This is a genomic window from Candidatus Delongbacteria bacterium (genome assembly GCA_041675285.1).
Lineage (GTDB): Bacteria > CAIWAD01 > CAIWAD01 > CAIWAD01 > CAIWAD01 > CAIWAD01.
The window spans coordinates 45,542-65,812 of record JBAYTZ010000013.1 but is presented as its reverse complement, the minus strand read 5'-3'; the positions used below and the strand labels follow the sequence as shown (position 1 = coordinate 65,812).

General features: G+C 70.5%; 16 protein-coding genes. 12 read left to right on the top strand and 4 right to left on the bottom strand.

What is annotated here, in order from left to right; genetic code table 11:
* The first annotated feature begins 8 nt into the window (after positions 1-8).
* From WC326_12560 to WC326_12510, 11 genes are all read left to right on the top strand, one after another.
* Complete coding sequence (locus WC326_12560; protein ID MFA7331893.1) at positions 9-2,279, top strand: patatin-like phospholipase family protein; 2,271 nt, start codon at positions 9-11, stop codon at positions 2,277-2,279.
* A 55-nt stretch (positions 2,280-2,334) separates the two neighbouring features.
* Positions 2,335-4,368 (top strand): ABC transporter substrate-binding protein, encoded by a 2,034-nt coding sequence (locus tag WC326_12555; protein MFA7331892.1) that lies wholly within the window; start codon positions 2,335-2,337, stop codon positions 4,366-4,368.
* A 106-nt stretch (positions 4,369-4,474) separates the two neighbouring features.
* Positions 4,475-6,022, top strand: coding sequence for a serine protease (locus WC326_12550; GenBank protein ID MFA7331891.1), 1,548 nt, complete (start codon positions 4,475-4,477; stop codon positions 6,020-6,022).
* Positions 6,023-6,222: 200 nt separating this feature from the next.
* Complete coding sequence (locus WC326_12545) at positions 6,223-6,909, top strand: PTS sugar transporter subunit IIA (protein ID MFA7331890.1); 687 nt, start codon at positions 6,223-6,225, stop codon at positions 6,907-6,909.
* Positions 6,910-6,962: 53 nt separating this feature from the next.
* The gene (locus WC326_12540; GenBank protein ID MFA7331889.1) at positions 6,963-8,975 is read left to right on the top strand and encodes a proton-conducting transporter membrane subunit; all 2,013 of its coding nucleotides are present in this window, start codon (positions 6,963-6,965) and stop codon (positions 8,973-8,975) included.
* Positions 8,972-10,954: a proton-conducting transporter membrane subunit gene (locus WC326_12535; GenBank protein MFA7331888.1), complete on the top strand. Its 1,983-nt coding sequence runs from the start codon at positions 8,972-8,974 to the stop codon at positions 10,952-10,954. The genes WC326_12540 and WC326_12535 overlap by 4 nt, the downstream gene beginning before the upstream one ends.
* A complete protein-coding gene (locus tag WC326_12530; GenBank protein ID MFA7331887.1) occupies positions 10,951-11,853 on the top strand; it encodes an NADH-quinone oxidoreductase subunit H in 903 nt (300 codons plus the stop codon). The genes WC326_12535 and WC326_12530 overlap by 4 nt, the downstream gene beginning before the upstream one ends.
* Before the next feature lie 3 nt (positions 11,854-11,856).
* Positions 11,857-12,498: a hydrogenase gene (locus WC326_12525; protein ID MFA7331886.1), complete on the top strand. Its 642-nt coding sequence runs from the start codon at positions 11,857-11,859 to the stop codon at positions 12,496-12,498.
* A 3-nt stretch (positions 12,499-12,501) separates the two neighbouring features.
* On the top strand, positions 12,502-13,941 hold the full coding sequence (locus WC326_12520; GenBank protein MFA7331885.1) for a proton-conducting transporter membrane subunit: 1,440 nt from the start codon (positions 12,502-12,504) through the stop codon (positions 13,939-13,941).
* On the top strand, positions 13,938-15,464 hold the full coding sequence (locus tag WC326_12515) for a hydrogenase (GenBank protein ID MFA7331884.1): 1,527 nt from the start codon (positions 13,938-13,940) through the stop codon (positions 15,462-15,464). Before WC326_12520 ends, WC326_12515 begins: the two co-directional genes overlap by 4 nt.
* A 21-nt stretch (positions 15,465-15,485) precedes the next feature.
* The gene (locus WC326_12510; GenBank protein MFA7331883.1) at positions 15,486-16,250 is read left to right on the top strand and encodes a 4Fe-4S dicluster domain-containing protein; all 765 of its coding nucleotides are present in this window, start codon (positions 15,486-15,488) and stop codon (positions 16,248-16,250) included.
* 132 nt (positions 16,251-16,382) lie between these two features.
* Here WC326_12510 and pta read toward each other — a convergent pair whose 3' ends face one another.
* The 4 genes from pta to WC326_12490 are packed head-to-tail and all read right to left on the bottom strand — an operon-like array spanning position 16,383 to position 19,672.
* A complete protein-coding gene (pta, locus tag WC326_12505) occupies positions 16,383-17,357 on the bottom strand; it encodes a phosphate acetyltransferase (GenBank protein MFA7331882.1) in 975 nt (324 codons plus the stop codon).
* A complete protein-coding gene (gene coaD, locus WC326_12500; GenBank protein MFA7331881.1) occupies positions 17,354-17,839 on the bottom strand; it encodes a pantetheine-phosphate adenylyltransferase in 486 nt (161 codons plus the stop codon). Before coaD ends, pta begins: the two co-directional genes overlap by 4 nt.
* 25 nt (positions 17,840-17,864) lie before the next feature.
* Positions 17,865-19,337, bottom strand: a complete 1,473-nt coding sequence (locus tag WC326_12495) for a GAF domain-containing SpoIIE family protein phosphatase (GenBank protein ID MFA7331880.1) — start codon at positions 19,335-19,337, stop codon at positions 17,865-17,867.
* The gene (locus WC326_12490) at positions 19,334-19,672 is read right to left on the bottom strand and encodes an STAS domain-containing protein (protein ID MFA7331879.1); all 339 of its coding nucleotides are present in this window, start codon (positions 19,670-19,672) and stop codon (positions 19,334-19,336) included. Before WC326_12490 ends, WC326_12495 begins: the two co-directional genes overlap by 4 nt.
* 309 nt (positions 19,673-19,981) lie before the next feature.
* On the opposite strand from WC326_12490, the gene WC326_12485 reads away from it, so the two are divergent.
* Complete coding sequence (locus WC326_12485; protein MFA7331878.1) at positions 19,982-20,188, top strand: SAP domain-containing protein; 207 nt, start codon at positions 19,982-19,984, stop codon at positions 20,186-20,188.
* Positions 20,189-20,271 lie beyond the last annotated feature (83 nt).

Genomic DNA, 20,271 nt, shown 5'->3' with positions numbered 1-20,271 from the left:
CTTTTCACATGAACAGGGGGCCTAACATAGCGCTTGCGCTGCTGCTGGTTGTCTGCACGCTGCGGCTGGCGCCGGCTGCGCTCCCGGCGCCGCCGGACTCGGCGGAGGCGCCGCGCGTGGCCCTGGTGCTGGCGGGCGGCGGCGCGCGCGGCCTGACCCACATCGGTGTGATCCGTCGGCTGGAGGAGCTGGGCCTGCCCGTGGATCTGGTCTGCGGCACCAGCATGGGCGCGCTGGTGGGCGGCCTCTGGAGCATGGGCTGGAGCGGGCGCGAGCTGGACAGCCTGGCCCGGCACATCGACTGGCTGGGAAGTTTCGTGGATCAGCCCGCCCATCACCGGCTGATCGGCAACGCGCGCTTCCTGGACCGGCCCGACGGCCTGCGGCTGGAGTTGGAGCGCGGCCAGATCCGGCCGCCCGGGCAGATCTTCCACGGCAACAAGGTGGAGCTGCTGCTCAGCGACCTCACCCAGGGCGCCCACGGCGAACAGGACTTCCTCGCCCTGCCGCGCGCCTTCGCCTGCGCCGCCACCGACCTGGAGCGTGGCCAGGCCGTCTACCTGGACCACGGTTCCCTCAGCCGGGCGCTGCGGGCCAGCATGAGCATGCCCTCGCTCTTCCAGCCGGTGGAGATCGACGGCCGCGTGCTGGTGGACGGCGGCCTGGTGCAGAACCTGCCCACGGATCTGGCCCTGCGGCTGGGCGCGGACCTGATCATCGCCGTGGACCTGCCCGTCCACCTGCGGCCGCTGGACGAGCTGGGCAATCTGGTGGCTGTGGCCGAGCAGTCCCGGCAGATCCTCTCCCTGGCCCAGGAGACCCAGGCCGGCCGGCTGGCCGACCTGCTGGTGCGGCCGGCGGTCTCACGCTACGGGTTGATGGATTTCGAGGCCGTGGATTCGCTGATCCTGCGCGGCTACGAGGCCATGCGGGAGGCCGAGCCCCGGCTGCTGGCCCTCCTGGCCGAGCGCGGCGTGCCGCTGGGGCGCCGTCCGCCCCCCGCGCGACCGGGCCTGCCCGACACGCTCTGGCTGGCCTCGCTCTCCGTGGAGGGCCGCTCCACCATCAGCCTGGAGCGCGCGGAACGTCTGCTGGGGCTGAAGCGCGGCGACCTGTTCAGCCCGCGCGACGTCTCACGGCGCGTGCGCACCTTTATCTCGTCCGGGCTGGCCCAGAAAGCCGGCTACCAGATCATCCTGGTCGACCCCGACGAACCCTGCCAGCCCGGCCGCCACCCCGCCGCCGGCCTGCTGCTGGAAGTGGACGGTCCCGGCCAGGCCTGGCTGGACGTGACCCCCAGCTACACGGAGCACGATCAGGTGCGGCTGGGCGTCACCCTGGACTGGGACCGCGTGCTGGGGCCCGGTTCGCGCATCCGCTGGGACGGCCGCTTCGGCACGGATCTGCGACTGGCCCTGGAAGCCTGGCGCAGCAGTTTCCACAGTTCCGGTTTCTACGTCCACCCCTTCAGCCACTTCAGCAGCGAGGACGTGGAAGTGGGCGGCAGCGGGCGCCGCAGCCTGGCGGTCTACGGGCTGAACCGCGCCGACCTGGGGCTGGGCGCGGGCCTGGTGTTGCGCCGCGGCGCGCGGCTGGAGGTCCTGGCCGCCACGGAGTGGACCAAGGCCCGGCCGCAGGTGGCGGACAGCACGTGGACGCTGATCCGCGAACGGGCCCACGCGGCGGCCCTTCGGCTGGACGTGGACACGCGCAATGCGCTGGACTTTCCCACCCACGGGTTCGAACTGGGCGCCGAGGCGCGCCTGCTGGATCCCATCGGGCGCACCAGCCGGACCTTCACCCGCGGCTGGCTGCACACCCGGGTCTGGCACTCCTTCGACGGCTGGTTCCGTGAGGCGGGCGGCGCGCGCTCCACGGCGGCCCGGGACGGCGGCAGCCTGCCGCGCTGGCCGGGCCTGCTCACCGTAGAACTGGGCGGACTGGCGGGGCGCGGCTTCCGCGGCGAGCTGTCGACGCCCTACTTCTTCCCCTTCGGCGGCTGGCCGGAAATGCCCGGCTTCGAGTTCCGCGAACTCTGGGTGCCGGAAGTGGCGGCGGGCTGGCTGGGGCTGCGGCTCTGGCTGGGGAGGAACCTCAGCCTGCTGCCCGTGGCGGCGCTGAGTCACACGCGCGGCGGTCTGCTGGAGCAGGAGGACCGCAGCGACCTGGGCCTGGGCCTCGAACTGGCCACCCGCACCTATCTGGGACCGCTCAAGCTGGCCGTCGGCAGCCAGCCCGGCGAACCCGCCTTCGTCTACCTGCGCTTCGGCTGGGAATGACCCGGCCGGCCGCGTGGACGAAGCACCACCGATTTCAGACAACCGGGGGCACGACATGCCGACCACCAGACTGCACCAGTCCCTGATTCCCGGGGCCGCGCGCCGGAGCCTCCGGCTGCCGCTCCTGGGGCTGACCCAGCTGGGGCTGGGCCTGCTGCTGGCGGGCTGCGGCGCCCCGGGCGAACGCTTCGACACCGGGGCGATCCTGCCGCTGCTGGAGGGCGTGGACGCCCGCCAGGTCTGGAGCGAGGCGGGTTACGAGACCGTCGAGACGCCGGCGGGCGCGTTGCCCGAGGTGCCGGCCTGGCTGGGCGGGGCGGGCTTCGAGGCGCTGGCGGACAGCCTGGGGTGGCAGACCCGCACGGACTACCCGCTGGACACGGACTCCACGGCCCTGGCGGGCGGGCGCATCCGCATCAGCATCTCCGAGTACCCCGCCACCCTGCGCAGCGAGGGCAAGGACGCCCACACGGCCTTCCAACAGATGATGATCGAGGCGTGTTACGAGACCCTGCTGCGCGTGAACAGCACGGACCTGGAGTACCAGCCGGCGCTGGCCACGCACTGGCGAGTGGTCTTCACGGAGGACGGCGGCCAGGAGCTGTGGTTCCGGATCAACCCCGCGGCGCGCTGGCAGACCGGGCAGCGCCTCACGGCGCGGGACGTGGCGGCGTCGTGGAAGCTCAAGGTGGACGAGGGCCTGCTGCGGCTTAGCGACGCCATCATCTACCGCGAGTTCAGCGAGCCGGAGGTCCTCAGCCCCTATCTGCTGCGCACGCGCACGGCCAAACGCAGCTGGCGCATGATGTCCGAGTTCGCCACCGAGCTGCGGATCTATCCCGCGCACATCATCGGCGGGCTGACGGGCAAGGAGTACATGGATCGCTGGCAGAATCGTCCGCTGCCGGGCTCCGGACGCTACCTGATCCGCGAGCGGGACGTCAGCCAGGGCAACAGCCTGACGCTGACCCGGGTGGCCGACTACTGGGACCGCGCCAATCCGCGCCGCCGGGGCGAGTGGAATTTCCACCAGATCAAGTTCGTGGCCATCGGCGAGGACAACCTGGCCCGCGAGCGCACCAAGAAGGGCGAGCTGGACCTGCTGCTGGTGACGGAGGCCAAGTACTGGGTGCGCGAGCTGACGCCCGAGCGTGTGACACAATTGCGGCAAGGCTGGCTGGTGAAGCAGAAGGTGCACAACGACCAGCCCAATGGCCTGCAGGGCTTCGTCTTCAACACGCGCGAGGCGCCCTTCAACGACCTGCGGCTGCGGCGCGCCTTCGCCCTGCTGATGGACCGCCAGACCCTGATCGACAAGCTGTTCTACAACCAGTACCTGCACAACGACAGCTACTACCCGGGCGGGATCTACGAGAATCCCGGCAATCCCAAGATCCGCCACGATCCCCGGACCGCCATCCGGCTGCTGGAGGAGGCGGGCTACGACCGGCTGGACAGCGACGGCGTGCGCATGAACGGCGAGGGGGAGCGGCTGGAATTCGAAGTGATGACGCCGGAGAATCCGGCCAGCGAGCGGCTGCTGACCGTGATCCAGGAACAGCTGGCCCGGGGCGGGATCCAGCTCAGCCTCAAGCCCACCACCTTCTCCACCCGGGTGAAGATGCTCAACGACCGCAAGTTCCAGCTCTACTACGGCGCCTGGACGGGCAGCCTGTTCCCGGATCCGCGCTCCAGCTGGCACAGCGAGTTCGCCTACGGCCCCGACACGGGCAACCACCCGGGCGTGGCGGATCCGGTGATCGACTCCCTCTGCGCGGCCTACGACGTCACCTATGACCAGGCCGAGCGCGTGAGACAGATCCAGGCCATCGACAAGCGGCTGATGGACGGCTACTACGTGGCCCATGCCTGGTACGGGCCCTACGAGCGCCTGCTCTACTGGAACAAGTTCGGCATGCCGGAGCGCGTGCTCTCCCGCACCTACGACTATCGCGACTTGATCCGCCTGTGGTGGTACGACCCGGCCCGGCACCAGGCGCTCAAGGACGCCATCCGGGACAACCGGGCCCTGCCCCTGCAGCCGGAGGCGGTGGGCTGGGCGGCGGCTGCGGCGCCGCCCCGGCCCTGAAGCTCGGAACCCGCCGGCCGGGCGCGCCTCTTCTGCAAGACTGGATTTGGTAAGCTGGGATAGGGCCTCCAGCCGGGCCCGCGACCCGCATCATTTGGAGAATTCCATGTCCAAGCACGCCCTGACGGCCCTGTTCCTGCTGGCCCTGCCGCTGACCTGCCGGGCCCAGCTGAGCGCCGGCGGCACCCCGCCGTCCTTCGATCTCGACCTGCGCGGCACGCCGCCCACCGTGGCGCTGCCCGCCGTGGATCACGCGGCGCTGCTGGCCGAGGACGCCGGGGCCGACAAGGACCAGCCCTTCCGCTTCGGCGCCCCCCAGGATCTGCGCCTGGATCTGCTTGGCCTGGGTGTTTGTGACACGCTGGCCGACGGCACGCGCCTCTGGCGCCTGCGCCTGAGCAGCCCGGGCGCCCACTCCCTCAACCTGCTCTACGACGAGTTCGACCTGCCGCCGGGCGCGCGGCTCTTCCTCTACGGCGACGACCGCAGCCAGGTGCTGGGCGCGTTCACGGACTTCAACCACAACCCCGACGGACAATTTGCCACCCAGCCCTTGGCGGGCGATGCCCTCACCCTGGAGTACGCCGAGCCCGCGGACGCGGCTTTCCCCGGCCGGGTGGGCATCAGCCGCGTGGTGCACGCCTACCGCAACGTGTTCGGGCTGGCCGCCGAGCGCGACTACGGCGATTCCGGCGCCTGCAACAACAACGTGGCCTGCCCGGAGGGCGACCCCTGGCGGACGGAGATCCGCAGCGTGGTGATGATCCTCACCGGGGGCGGCTTCCGGATCTGCACGGGCGCGCTGGTGAACAACACGGCCCAGGACATGCGCCGCTATTTGCTGACGGCCAACCACTGCCTGGGCGGCGAGACCAGCTGGATCTTCATGTTCAACTACCAGAGCGTCGGCTGCAGCAACCAGAACGGCCCCACCAACCACTCGGTGCAGGGCTGCGTGCGGCGCGCCACCCTGGCGGACTCCGACTTCGCGCTGCTGGAGCTGAACAACGCCATTCCCGCCAGCTACCAGCCGGTCTGGGCGGGCTGGAGCGCCGTGGACGAGGCGGCCACCCAGGGCGTCTGCATCCATCACCCCTCCGGCGACATCAAGAAGATCAGCTTCGAGAACCAGGCGCTGATCTCGGACCGCTACCTGGGCAACTCGGGCGTGACGGGATCGCACTGGAAGGTGGCCGACTGGGACGACGGCACCACCGAGGGCGGCAGCTCGGGTTCGCCGATCTTCGACCAGAACCACCGCGTGGTGGGCCAGCTGCACGGCGGCTACGCCAGCTGCTCCAGCCAGACCTCGGACTGGTACGGCAAGTTTTCCATGAGCTGGAACCGCGGCTCGACGGCGGCCACGCGGCTGCGCGACTGGCTGGATCCCGGCAACACGGGCCTGCTGACCCTGGACGCGCTGGATCCGGAGGCCGTGCCCCTGCCCGCCAGTGCCACGCTGAGCTATCTGCCGGGAACGAACCGCCTGCAGTTGGATTGGACGGCCACGCTCAACACCACCTCGTGGCGCGTTGAGGGGGCTGCTGCGGTGGGTGGCCCCTGGACGCCGCTGCTGGAGGTGACGGAACCGGGGGTGACCTTGGTCGCCGATACGGCGCCGGCTTTTCTCCGGGTGATCAGCATCCGGCAATAACTCGCCCACTCTAGTTTTCAACACAGAGTCACAGAGACACGGAGACATGATTTGGCAGGAAGAGGGACGCCACGAGTCCCTCTTTTCTATTTGTCTTACTGTGTCTCTGTGCCTCTGTGGTTCTTCCTGCCAGCTGGCAAAGAACCGTTGTGATGTCCTAGGTTGTCCAGAGACGGGATCATTTCAGGGATGGCCTTCGCATGCAACTCTCCGTTCGCGACACCGCGCGCCTGCTGAACGTCACCGAAAAGACGGTCTACCGCTGGATCAAACTGCAGACCATTCCCGCCTACCGCGTGGGCGACCAGTACCGTTTCAGCCGCGCCGAGCTGCTGGAGTGGGCCACGGCCCGGCGGATCCCGCTCTCGCCGGAGATCTTCCAGGAGGACCACGACGCCTCCGCCGAATTGCCCAGCGTCTCGCTGGCGCTGAAGGCCGGCGGACTGGCCTACCGGGTGGGCGGCCGGGACCGCGCGGAGGTGCTCCGGGCCGTGGTGGACGTCCTGCACGTGCCCGACGAGGTGGACCGCAACTTTCTCTACCAGGTCCTGCTGGCCCGTGAACTGCTGGGCACGACGGCTATCGGCGACGGCATCGCCATTCCCCACGTGCGCAATCCCATCGTGCTGCAGATCGTCCGCCCGCAGATCACCCTCTGTTTCCTGGACCATCCGGTGGACTTCGGCGCGCTGGACGGTCAGCCTGTCTCGATCCTGTTCACGTTGATCAGCCCGACGGTGCGCGCCCATCTGCACCTGCTGTCCCATCTGGCGCACGTGCTGCAGCACCCGGGCCTGCGCCAGGCCCTGCGCGCCCAGGGCCCGCGGGAGGAGATCCTGGCGCTGGTGGCCGCGGCGGAAGCCGGCATCCCGCCACGCGTCGCCTGACGGACTCCCGCGAGTCGCGTTCGCCTTGAACCAATCAGGAAGCACGCCGCCCGATGAATCCGCTGACCCTGGTACTGCTGGCCGGACTGCTGGTCGCTCTGAGCGGCCTGCCCGCGCTGCTGGACGGCCGGCCGGGCAGCCGTCGGCTCTCCGCGGGCCTGGCGCTGCTGGCGGGAGGGCTGGGTCTGGTGGGCGTGGGGGGCAGTCTGGCGGGCGCCGCTCCGCTGGGCCTGCGGCTGGACTGGCCGACGCTGGGCGATCCCAGCCTGGGTCTGGATGCGCTGAGCGCCTTTTTTCTCGCGCCCGTCTTCCTGGTGGGCGGCCTGGGCGCCCTCTACGGGCTGGGCTACGCGCGGGAATCCGCTGGCCGGGAGCCCGCCCCGCTGTACTGGGGCCTGCTCTTGGCCGGCATGATCCTGCTGCTGGTGGCCCGCCATGCCGCCGCCTTCCTCCTGGGTTGGGAGCTGATGGCCCTGGCGGCTTTCTTCCTGGTGTCCACGCACCACGAGCTGCCCGAGACCCGCCACGCCAGCTGGCTCTACCTGGCCGCCACCCACGTGGCCACCCTGGCCCTGCTGGCCCTGTTCGCGATCTGGCAGGCCAGCCTGGGCACGCTGGAACTGCGGCCCGTCGTCGCCGGCGGCATCGGGCCCGGAGCCGCGCTGGCGGTCTTTTTGCTGGCCCTGCTGGCCTTCGGCATCAAGGCCGGCCTGGCGCCCCTGCAGGTCTGGTTGCCGCCGGCCCACGCCGCCGCGCCCACCCACGTCTCCGCCATCCTGTCCGGCGTCGTGCTGAAGATGGGCATCTACGGACTGCTGCGCTTCCTCTCCCTCTTGCCCGCGCCGCCCCCCGCCTGGGGCGGACTGGTCCTGCTGCTGGGCGTGATCAGTGGCCTGCTGGGGGTGATCCAGGCCCTGGGCCAGCACGACTTGAAGCGCCTGCTGGCCTGGCACAGCGTGGAGAACATCGGCATCATCCTGCTGGGACTGGGGCTGGCCCTGCTGGGGCGCTCGGGCGGCCATCCCCTGCTGGTGACGCTGGGCTTGGGCGGCTGTCTGCTGCACGTCTGGAATCACGCCCTCTTCAAGGCCCTGCTCTTCCTCGGCGCGGGCGCCGTGCTTCGGCAGACGGGGACGCGCAACCTCGACCGCCTGGGCGGCCTGGCGCGCCGCATGCCCTGGACGGCGGCCCTCTTCCTGATCGGCGCCGTGGCCATCTGCGGACTGCCGCCCCTGAACGGCCTGGTCAGCGAGCTGCTGATCTTCCTGGGACTGCTGCAGGGGGCCGCAAGCAGCGTCGGCAGCGCCGCCACCGCGCTGGCCGTGCCCGCCCTGGCGCTGATCGGGGCGCTGGCCCTGGCCTGCTTCATCAAAGTCTTCGGCGCCGTGTTCCTGGGACAGGCGCGCACGCCCGCTGCCGAGGGGGCCACGGAGGTTCCCTGGAGCATGCGCCTGCCCATGCTGGTGCTGGCCGGTGGCTGTCTGACCATCGGGCTGGCGCCCGCGCTTGTGGCGCCGCTGCTGGACCGGACCATCGACGCCTGGCTGCCGGCCGCTCCGCTGCTCAGCCCGCCCCTGGCCGGCGTTGACGCCCTGGGCGCCCTGGGTGTCCTGCAGCCGCTGCTGGCGCTGCTGGCCGCCCTGCTGCTGGCCGGCCTGCTCCGCCTGGCGTCCCGGCCGGCCGCGGCCCCCACCTGGGACTGCGGCTACGCCCGGCCCGACGCCCGGATGCAGACTAGCGCCTCCGGGCTGGCCCGCCCGCTGGTCCTGCTCTCCGGGGGCATCCTGCGCGCCCAGCGCCAGGGCCGCGAGGTGCAGGGGACCTTTCCGGGTCCGGCCACCCTGCGCACCGAGGTCCGCGACGGCGTGCTGGATCGCCTGCTGCTGCCGGCCCTGCAGCGGCTTAGCCGGCGGCTGAACTGGTTCCACCGCTTCCAGCAGGGACTCAGCCAGACCTACGTGCTCTACATCCTGATCGCCGTGGTGCTGCTGCTGGGCACGCTGCTGCCCGTGCAGGATCTGGCCGAACTCTGGCGCATGCCGGCCCAGCCGGGAGGGACGCCGTGAGCCCGTCCCTGCAGCTGATCCTGGGCGGTCTGGCCCTCTACGCCCTGAGTGGAGCCGCGGGACTGCCGGTCTCCACTCCGGACGGCCGGCGGCGCGCCCAGCGCTGGGCGGCCGGGCTGATGCTGGGGGGCGGAGGGCTGGGTCTGCTCGGGCTGGCGGCCTTTCTGCCCGGCGGCGACGCCGAGCTGCTGGAGGCGGCCTGGGGCATCCAGGGCAGCCGGCTGGCCCTGCGGCTGGACGCGCTGGCGGCCGTGTTCCTGGTGCCCGTGTTCCTGGTGCCGCCTCTGGCCGCGCTCTACGGCTTGGGTTACCGTCCCGCCCAGCATTCAAGCCACGGCAGCCGGCGGCTGGACGGCGCGCTGGGTCTGCTGGGCGCCTCCATGGGCCTGGTGCTGCTGGCCCGCGACGGCCTGCTCTTCCTGGTGGTCTGGGAGGCCATGGCGCTCGCCGCCTGGCTGGCCGCCACCGTGGAGGAGGAGGACCCCGCCGTGCGCCAGGCGGGCTGGATCTACCTGGTGGCCACCCACGCCGGCACCCTCTGCCTGATCGCCTTCTTCGCGCTCTGGCAGCGCCTCACGGGCTCGCTGCTGCTGGACGCCACCAGCCTGCCGGCGGTCGGCGCGGGCGTGCTCTTTCTGCTAGCGCTGCTGGGCTTCGGCTTGAAGGCCGGCCTGATGCCCCTCCACGTCTGGCTCCCCGGCCTGCACGCGGGCGCGCCCAGCCAGGTCTCGGCCGTGCTCTCGGGCGTGATGCTCAACGTGGGCTTGTACGGCCTGCTGCGGGTCAGCAGCCTGCTGGCGGGCCTGCCGACGGAGTGGGGGGCCGTGCTGCTGATTCTGGGCGCCGGCAGCGCCGTGGCCGGGATGGCGCGGGGTCTGGGGGAGCCGCAGCTCAAGCGCCTGCTGGCCTGCAGCAGCATGGAGAACATGGGCGTGATGGTGATGGGCCTGGGGCTGGCCCTCTTGGGGCGCGCGCAGCAGCAGCCGCTGTGGATCCTGCTGGGGCTGGGCGGCACGCTCCTGCACATGTGGAATCACGCGCTCTTCAAGTCGCTGCTGTTCTTCGGCGCCGGCGCGGTCCTGCACTCCACGGGCACGGGTCGGCTGGATCAGCTGGGCGGGCTGGGCGGGCGCATGCCGCGGGTGACGGCCCTGTTCGCGCTGGGTGCCCTGGCCGCCTGCGCCCTGCCGCCCCTGAACGGCTTCGTGAGCGAGTGGCTGCTCTATCTGGGTTGCTTCCGGGCCCAGGCGGCCAGTCCCGCGGGTCTGACGGGCGCGGCCGCCGCCGGCCTGGCCCTGGCGGGCGCGCTGACCCTGGCGGCCTTCGGCAAGGCGCTGGGCACGGGTTTTCTGGGCACGGCCCGCAGCCCCGGGGCGGAGCGGGCCCACGATCCCGGCGCCCTGATGCTGGCGCCCATGACCCTGGCGGCGACCCTGGCCCTGGGGCTCGGCCTGGCGCCCGGGCTGGCCCTGCCCAGCCTGCTGGCCGCGGCGGGGGTCTGGTCCGGCGCCCCGAGCGGTGGCTTCCCGGCCGACGCCCGGCTGGCCCTGGGCTGGCTCAGCGCCTGCGCCCTGTTGCTGCTGGTTCTGGGTGGGTTGATCGTGTGGCTGGGCCGGGGGCGCTTCCGCCGGGCGGCGCGCGGCCCCACCTGGGACTGCGGCTACGCCCGGCCCGACACACGCATGCAGACCACGGCCGGCTCCCTGGCGCAGACAGTGACGGGGCTGCTGGCTCCGGACCTCGGCCTGCACGCGCACCCGGCGCGCCCGCAGGGCCTCTTTCCCGCGCCCGTCCGCCAGCCCGCGCCCAAACCTGAATTGCTGCTGGAGCGCTGCCTGCGCCCGGCCTGGAAGCGCGTGACCGGTCTGCTGCAGGGCCTGCACGTCTTCCAGCAGGGCCTGACCCAGCACTACATCCTTTACCTCCTGGCCGCCCTGCTGGGACTCATGCTCCTGGCCAGCGTGGGGGAACCGCGATGAACCATCTGTTGCACATCCTGCTCCTGCTCAGCCTGCCGCCCCTGTTGTTTGGGGTGATCAACCGCACCAAGGCCTGGTTCGCGGGCCGGACGGGCCCGCCCCTGCTGCAGCCCTACCACGACCTGCTCCGCCTGCTGCGCAAGGACATGGTGTTGAGCACGACCAGCACCTGGATCTTCCGCGCCGGTCCGGCCACGGCCCTGGCCGCCACGCTGCTGGCCGGCCTGCTCCTGCCGCTGGGACCGCTGCCCGCCGTGATCTCCTTCCAGGGGGATTTGGTGTTGTTCGCCTACCTGCTGGGCCTGGCACGGTTCGCCACCACCGCCGCGGCGCTGGACACGGGCTCGGCCTTCGAGGGCATGGGGGCTTCGCGCGAACTGACCTTCGCCTGTCTCACGGAACCGGCGATCTTCCTGGCCCTGCTGGTGCTGGCGCGTCTCTCCGGCTCCCTTTCGCTGGGGACGATGCTGCAGCCCCTGGCCTCCGTCGGGTCGGCCGGTGCGGCGCCCCTGGCGATGATCTCCATCGGCCTCTTCGTCGTGCTGCTGGCGGAGTGCAGCCGCATCCCGGTGGACGATCCCAACACGCATCTCGAACTGACCATGATCCACGAGGTGATGGTGCTGGATCACAGCGGTCCGCTGCTGGGCGCCATCCACTACGGCGCGGCGCTCAAGCTCTTCGTGCTGGGCAGCCTGCTGCTGCAGGCGGGGCTGCCCTTCCACGCGGATTCCGGCTGGCTGGACGGACTGTGGCTGGCCCTGGAACTGCTGGGACTGGCCGTGCTCATCGGCGTGGTGGAGTCCGTCATGGCGCGGCTGCGCATGCGGCAGGTGCCCTACTTCCTGATGGGCGCCCTGCTCTTCTGTGGCTTCGGCTTCCTGTTGCTGGTGAGGTGACCGGTGATTTCCCTGCTCAACGCACTGCTGATGGTCGTGCTGGCGCTGAACCTGTTCGCGCTGGCCACCAGCCGCATCCTGACCGTGATCCGCACGGTGGCCGTCCAGGGCGCGCTGCTGGGACTGATCCCGCTCCTGTTGCACCACGACCTGGGCCTCGCCTCGTGGGCGGCGGCGCTGGCCGCCGTGGTGCTCAAGGGGGCCGTCTTTCCGCTGATCCTGGCGCGCACCATGCGCAGCGTGGACATCAAGCGCGAGGTCGAACCGCTCATCGGCCTGATGCCCTCCATGCTGCTGGGGGCCCTGGGAACGGTGTTCGCGCTGGTGGCCACTAGTCGCCTGCCCCTGGCGCCCGAGCACGCGGCCACGCTGCTCGTGCCCGCCTCCATCGCCACCCTGCTCACCGGGTTCATCTTCATCACCACCCGGCTCAAGGCCGTCAGCCAGGTGATCGGCTACCTGACCCTGGAGAACGGCGTCTTCATCTTCGGCATGCTGCTGGTGGAGGCCATGCCGCTCATCGTCGAGATGGGCGTCCTGCTGGATCTCTTCGTGGCCATTTTCGTCATCGGAATCATCGTCAACCACATCAGCCGCACTTTCTCGTCGCTGGACACGAGCCGGCTGGTGGCGCTGAAGGACTAAGCCATGGCCCTCGCCCTGATCCTCGCTCCGCTGCTGCTGGCCGCGCTGGCCTGGCTGCTGCCCGCCGGGCGGCGGCCCTGGCTGCTGCCGCTCTCCGCGCTGGTCCACGCCCTGCTGATCTGGGCCGTCCTCTTGTGGCCGGACCTGCTTCCCGCCGGCGAGTGGCTGGCGCTGGACGCACCGGGGCGGTTGGTCCTGCTGCTCATCTCCGTGCTGGATCTCAGCTGCGGGTTCTACGCCGTGGGCTATCTCAAGCGGCGGACGGAGCGCCCCAACCGCGTGTTCGTCTCCTGCCTGACGGCCCTGCCCGGCGCCATGGCGCTGGCGATCCTGGCCCAGCACCTGGGTCTGCTCTGGGTGGCCGTGGAGGCGACGGCGCTGTTCTCCGCGCCGCTGATCTGGTTCAACCGCACGCCGCGCTCCATCGAGGCCACCTGGAAGTACCTGCTGGTGGGTTCCGTGGGCATCGCCTTGGCGCTGCTGGGGACCTTCTTCCTGGCCTATTCCTCCTTCTACGGCGGTGGCGGGACCACCCTGACGGTGGGGCGTCTGCTGGAGCAGGCGCCGCTGCTCTCGCGGCCCTGGCTGCGGGCGGCCTACATCCTGCTCCTGGTGGGCTACGGCACCAAGATGGGCCTGGCGCCCATGCACACCTGGAAGCCCGACGCCTACGGCGAGGCCGCCGGCGTGGTGGGCGCCACGCTGGCCGCCGGAGTCACGGCCTGCGCCTTCCTGGCCCTGCTGCGGGTCACGCACCTCTGCCAGGTGGCGGGCGAGGGCCCCTTTGTCTCACGCCTGCTGCTGGTGATGGGGCTGTTCTCCATGGCCGTGGCCGGGGTCTTCATGATCGGGCAGCGGGACCTGAAGCGGCTGCTGGCCTGGTCCAGCGTGGAACACATGGGCATCCTGGCGCTGGGACTGGGTTTGGGGAAGGCGGCGCTCTGGGGCACCCTGCTGCACGTGCTGGCCAACGGACTGGGCAAGGGCGTGCTCTTTCTCTCCGCCGGCAACATCCATCGCGTCTACGCCAGCAAGCAGGTGGACGAGATCTCCGGCGTCCTGCGCCGCATGCCGGTCTCCGGCTCGCTTTTCCTGGCCGGGTTCATCGCCATCACCGGCTCGCCGCCCTTCGCGCCCTTCATCAGCGAGTTCTCGATCCTGCGCGGGGCCTTCCAGTCGGGTCAGTATCTGCCCGGCGCGCTGTTCCTGGGCTTTCTGTTGATGGTCTTCCTCGGGATGGGCGCCACCGTGCTGCGGGTCGTGCAGGGACCGGCGCCCCGGGACGACGCGGGCGTCGCGCAGGCCGCGGACGTGGAGGACCGGTTGACCGTCACGCCCATCCTGGTGCTGATGGCCCTGGTGCTGCTGCTGGGGCTCTGGATCCCCGCGCCGCTGCAGGCCCTGCTGGAGGACGCCGTCCGCTACCTGGAGGTGCCGGCATGAGCGCGAACCGGACCCGCGTCGAGTTGATGAACGGGTTGGCCCTGCCGCTGGATCAGGTGCCGCAGGTGGAGTTCCCCGCCTTCCGCGACCAGCTGCTCGAATCCGTCGCGGCCGGGCAGCGGGTCTCCGCGCTGTTCGCCCGCCGGCCCCAGCCGGGGCCCGAGGTGGAGCTCCTGCTGGTCTTGGCCGACGATGCGCGCAGCCGGCTGCACGTCTCACGCTGCCCGATCAGGTCGGCCGGCTATCCGTCCCTGACGCCCGACTGTCCCCAGCTCCACCTCTTCGAGCGCGAGATCGCCGAGGAGACGGGCCTGCGGCCGGAGGGCCACCCCTGGCTGAAACCCGTCCGCTACCTGGCCGCCCGGGAGGGCGATCCGGAGCTGCCGCCCGGGACGGGGGATTTCTACCGGGTGGAGGGCGACGAGGTCCACGAAGTGGCCGTGGGGCCCGTCCACGCCGGCGTGATCGAACCCGGCCACTTTCGCTTCCAGGTGCTGGGCGAGGAGGTGCTGCATCTGGAGATCGCGCTGGGCTACCAGCACCGCGGCGTGGAGCGCGCCCTGGCCGGCCACTCCGCCCGCGGCCTGCATCTGGCGGAGACGCTGGCCGGGGACAGCAGCGTGGCGCACGCCACGGCCTGGTGCCAGGCCCTGGAGGCGCTGGCCGACTGTCCGGCGCCCCTCCGCGCCCAGGCCCTGCGGGGCGTGGGACTGGAACTCGAGCGGCTGGCCAACCACGTGGGCGATCTGGGCGCCCTGGCCGGCGACGTGGGGTTCCTGCCCACCTCCTCGTGGTGCGGACGCCTGCGTGGCGACTTCCTCAACCTGAGCGCCCTGCTCTGCGGGAACCGCTTCGGGCGCGGGCTGGTGCGGCCCGGCGGGCTGGGTTTCGACGTGGACCCCGCGCGCATCTCCCTGATCCTGGAGCGGCTGGAGGGCTTCGAGCGCGACACGCGGGCGGCGATCACGCTTCTCTGGGACACGCCCTCGGCCATGGCGCGCTTCGAGGACACAGGCGTGCTGGCGCAGGAGACGGCACGGGAGCTGGGGCTGGTGGGACCGGCGGCCCGGGCTTCGGGTCTGGCGCGCGACGTGCGGCTGGATCACCCCGCGGGCATCTGGCGCTTCAGCCACATTCCGCTGGCCTCCGCCGGCGCCGGCGACGTCTTCGCCCGGGCCCAGGTGCGCTGGACGGAGATCCAACGCTCCCTCGAGTTCATCCGGGACCAGTTGCGCTCGCTGGCCGGCGGTCCCATCCGGGCCGCTGCCGCCGACGGGGCAGACCGGCTGACGAGCGGACTGGCGCCGGACATGCTGGCGGTCTCCCTGGTGGAGGGCTGGCGCGGCGAGGTCTGTCACACGCTGCTCACCGACGGGGCGGGCCGGATCGCACGCTGCAAGGTGGTGGACCCGTCCTTCCACAACTGGAGCGGGCTGGCCCTGGCGCTGCGCGGTCAGCAGATCTCCGACTTCCCGCTCTGCAACAAGAGTTTCAATCTCTCCTACTGCGGCCATGACCTGTAGGATTTCCGGGAGGATCCCCGCGTGCTGAAGATTCTGCTGGAGCGTCTGCGGCAGGGACACCGGACCATCGAGTGGCCCCAGGGCCCGCCGCCCGAGTTGTCCGACCGCTTCCGCGGGCGTCCGCGCCTGGAGCGCACCCGCTGTCCGGCGGAGTGCCAAGCCTGTGTCGACGCCTGTTCCACGGGGGCCATCGACCTGGCCGGACCGGGCCGCATCGATCTGGGCCGCTGTCTGTTCTGCCCGGACTGCGCCGAGGCCTGCCCCGCGGGCGCCATCGCGTTCGGGCCGGACCACCGCCTGGCCGTGCGACAGCGCGGCGACCTGGAATTGGCGGGGACCGAGGAGCTGCGGCTGGCCACGGCCCTGGACCACCGGCTCAAGCGGCTCTTCGGCCGCTCCCTCAAACTGCGCCAGGTGAGCGCGGGCGGCTGCAACGCCTGCGAAGCTGACATCAACGTGCTGGGGACCGTCGGCTGGGACCTGGGGCGCTTCGGCATCCAGCTGGTGGCCTCGCCCCGCCACGCGGACGGGCTGCTGATCACCGGCCCCGTGACACAAAACATGGCCCTGGCCCTGCGCAAGACCTGGGACGCCGTGCCGGCGCCCAAGCTGGTCATCGCCGTGGGGGCCTGCGCCATTAGCGGCGGCCCCTTCGCCGGCCGACCCGAGCAGCAGGACGGCGTCCACGACCTGCCCGTGGACCTCTACATCCCCGGTTGTCCGCCGCATCCGCTGACGATCCTGGACGGCCTGCTGCGCCTGCTCGGGCGGCTGGAATCAAACTGATTCACACCACAGAGGCACAGAGACACAGAGACACGGTTAAGTAAAGAGAGGGATGCGCGGGCATCCCTCTCTCGATCTGGTTTTGCTGTGTCCCTGTGTCTCTGTGGTAAAAACCAGAGACTCGGCAAGCGCTCAGGCCATCAGCGAGGCGATGGCCGCCACGTTGGCGATGTCGCTCCAGGAGCAGCCGCGCGACAGGTCCATGAAGGGTGCGGACAGGCCCTGCACCGTCGGCCCGATGGCCTCGGCGCCCGCCAGCCGCTGGGTCAGCTTGTAGCCGATGTTGCCCGCGTCCAGGTCCGGGAAGACCAGCACGTTGGCGCTGCCCGCCACGGAACTGCCCGGCGCCTTGGAGGCTGCCACCTTGGGCACGATGGCCGCGTCCAGCTGCAGCTCGCCGTCCACGGACAACTCCGGGTCGGCCTGGCGGATGATCTCCAGCGCGGCCAGCACCTTGTCCACGTCCGCGTGCTTGGCGCTGCCCTTGGTGGAGAAGCTCAGCATGGCCACCCGCGGCTCCGTGCCTGTCAGCGCGCGGTGGGTCTTGGCGGAGGCCATGGCGATGGAGGCCAGCTGCTTGGCGTCCGGCTGCGGCACGATGGCGCAGTCGGCGAAGGTGAACAGGCGCCCGTCAGGCATCACCATCAGGAAGCTGGAGGAGACCGTGTCGATGCCCGGCGCCATGCCCAGGGCGTGCAGGCCGGCGCGGATCACGTCGCCCGTGGTGTGCAACGCGCCGCCCACGCTGGCGTCGGCGATCTTGCGCCGCACCATGAAGGCGGCGAAGTACATCACGTTGTGCACGGCCTCCGTGGCCGCCTCCAGCGTCATGCCCTTGGCCTTGCGCAGGTTGAACAGCTCGTGGGCGAACTCCGAAGTCCACTCGCTGGCGGACGGGTCCACGATCTCGCGCGCCAGCAGGCTCAGGCCGTGCTCGGCGGCCAGCCGCTCCACCTCGGAGCGGCGACCCAGCAGGGTCACCCGGCAGATCTCCTTCTCCTTGAGGAACTTGGCCGCCTGGATGGTGCGGGGATCCTCGCCCTCGGGCAGCACCACGTGCTTGCCGCGTTCGCGGGCCTTCTGCTGGAGCGTGTCCAGGATATTCATGAGGCACTTCCTTTGAGTTGGTCCATGGCGCTGCGCACCACCTCCGGCACGAAGCGCGAGTAGTCGCCGCCGAATCGCCACAGCTCGCGGACGATGGAGGAATTGAGGTAGCTCCACTCCTCGCTGGGCATCAGGAAGACCGTCTCCACCTGGGGAGCCAGTTTCCGGTTCACGATGGCCATCTGGAATTCGTAGTCGAAATCGCTGATGGCCCGCAGTCCGCGCACGATGGCCGTGGCCTGGACGCGCTGGGCGTACTCCACCAACAGGCCGTCGTGGCAGTCCACCCGGACGCCGTCCAGCCCGGCCACGCTGGCGCGCACCAGTTCCAGCCGCTGCTGCAGGGAGAAGAGCGGGGTCTTGCCCGTGTTTACGGCCAACAGCACGACGACCTCGTCGAAGGTCCGCCGCGCCCGCTCCACAATGTCCAGGTGACCCAGGGTCAGGGGGTCAAAGGTGCCGGGGTAGATGGCCCGTCGCACGGCCGTCTCCTTCGCTTGGCGCGGCTCACTCATCCGCGCAGACCAGGGCCATCAGGGTCAGGTCGTCGGGAAAGCGCGTCACGCGCTCGTGCAGCCCGGCGTGCAGGCGCAGGGCCGCCAGCTCGTGCTGCAGCAGGCCGCGCGCGTCCAGCCGGCCCGCCTCGCGCAGGGCGTGGGCGATGCCCTCCAGCCCGAACTCCCGCCCGCCGGCGTTCTCCGTCTCGTTCAGGCCGTCGGTGTAGAAGAAGAGGCGGTCGCCGGGTTCCAGGTCCACCAGACCCAGTTCGTAGTGCACGTCGCGGAAGGCGCCCAGGATCAGGCCACCCGTCTCCAGGGACTCCAGCGCGCCCGTGGCCCGCCGCAGCAGCTGGGGCGGGTTGTGGCCGGCGTTCACGTAGGTCAGCCGGCGACTGGGGCGGTGATACACGCCGTAGAAGACCGTGACGAAACTGTCGGCCGCGGTGACCTCCAGCAGGTGCTCGTTCAAGTGGCTCAGCATGCCGGCCATGTCCAGCCGGTACTGGGTGAGGATGTGGATGCCCGTGCGCACGCTGGCCATCAGCAGGCTGGCGGGAATGCCCTTGCCCGCCACGTCGGCGATCACCAGCCCGATGTCCTGGGGCGTGATCATGAAGTGGTCGAAGTAGTCGCCGCCCACTTCCGTGGAGGGCAGGTTGAGCCCGGCCACCTCCACGTCGTGCAGGTGCAGGTCCGCCTTGGGCAGGAGCGAGCGCTGGATGCTGCGGGCCACCTTGAGGTCCGCCTGGACGCGGCGGCGCTCCTCGCGGTCCGCGCGCAGCAGCGTGTGCTCCACGGTCTGGGCCACCTGGCTGGCCAGCACTTCCATCAGCAGCCGTTCCTGTTCGCCGTAGCAGGCGGGGCGGTCCGATTCCAGGTTGAAGAAGCCGATGACCCGGTCCTCCAGCAGGATGGGCACCACCAGCTCGCTCCGGGTGCGGTCGCGGGCGTTGAAATAGCGCGGATCCACGCGCACGTCCGGCACGACCACGGATTCCTTGTGGCGTGCGATCCAGCCCATGATGCCGCGGTCCAGTTTCTGGCGCACCAGGTGCAGCTTGTCCGTGTCGTAGCCGCGCAGGGATTCCCAGCGGATGGTGGCGTCTTTGGGGTCGAGGAAGTAGATGCCGGCTGCGTCGAAGTCCACTACGCCGCCCAGGGTGTCCATGATCAGCAGGGCCAGGGATTCGCTGCCCAGGTCGCGCCCCAGCCGGCGGCCGATCTCGCGCAGTAAGCGGTTCTCCCGCAGGGTGCGGGCGGGTTCCAGCAGGTCGCGCAGGCGCGCCGTGCTGCCGTCCAGTTCCTCCAGGGCCTGCCGGACATGAAGCAGCCAGGCCGACGAGGCCTGGCTGCTCGGGGCGGGTTCTTGCTGCCGCAGCGCTTCCAGCCGCTCGACCAACTGGCGCAGGGCGTCCAGGACGTCGCGCCCGGGACCGGAGTAGTGGACGGACGAGGCCGACTCCGGCCCGGCGGGGTTCATTCGAAGGCTCGGCTCGCCTGCTCCACGTCGGGGAAACTCTTGAACACCTGGTAGAGCTTGGTGATCATGAACAGCGAGTCGATTTTTTCCGTCACCGAAGCGAGATGGAAATCGCCTCCGGCTTCGCGCACGGGTTTGAGGGCCTTGATCAGGATGCCCAGGCCTGAGGAATTCATCAGTTTGACATTGGACAGATCCAGGACGAACTGGCGGTTGCCCTTGTCCAGGAAGGACTTCACCTCATTGTAGAAGGAGTCCGCGTCAGGGCCCCCCAACAGGTTGCCCTTCAGGGTCAGCACCACAAGGTTGTCCCGGCTCTCGGCTGAGATCTTCATACACGCCTCCTTATGGGTCGAATCTATCAATCACCCCTGCCGGTGTCAATTTGAACCGGCGTTCCCGGACCCCTGCCGACGGCTGGCGGCGGGAGGGTGGCGGACGGGTGGGGTGCGGCGCCGCGTCCGGCCCCGGCCGACGGAAGGGCCAGTGGGCAAACCTGCCGGATCCGTTGTTACCTTGCAGGTGCCCGGCGTGGAAGGCTATGACAATCAACGACCCTTCCCGCGTTTTGCACAGGTTGAACGCCGCCGGCTACAGCTGCCGGCCCGGGCTGTCGATGACAAAGGAACACTACGGGAGTATCCATGCCGACCTTCAATGAGATTCGCGCCATGATCAAGGCCCGGGGCATCAAGCAGCCGCCCGGCGCCACGCGCGTGGAGCTGGTCCGCCTGCTGCAGGCCAGCGAGGGCAACTTTGACTGTTTCGCCACCGCCGTGGACGGCGTCTGCGACCAGCTGGACTGCGTCTGGCGGGAGGATTGTTTCAAGGCCGCCGGCACCAGCAGCTGAGCGCCGGATCCGGCGGCGGCCGGCCCGCCGTCCCGGACCCCGAGAACCCATAGCAGGCGCGAGACTCGATTCAGCAGCTCCGG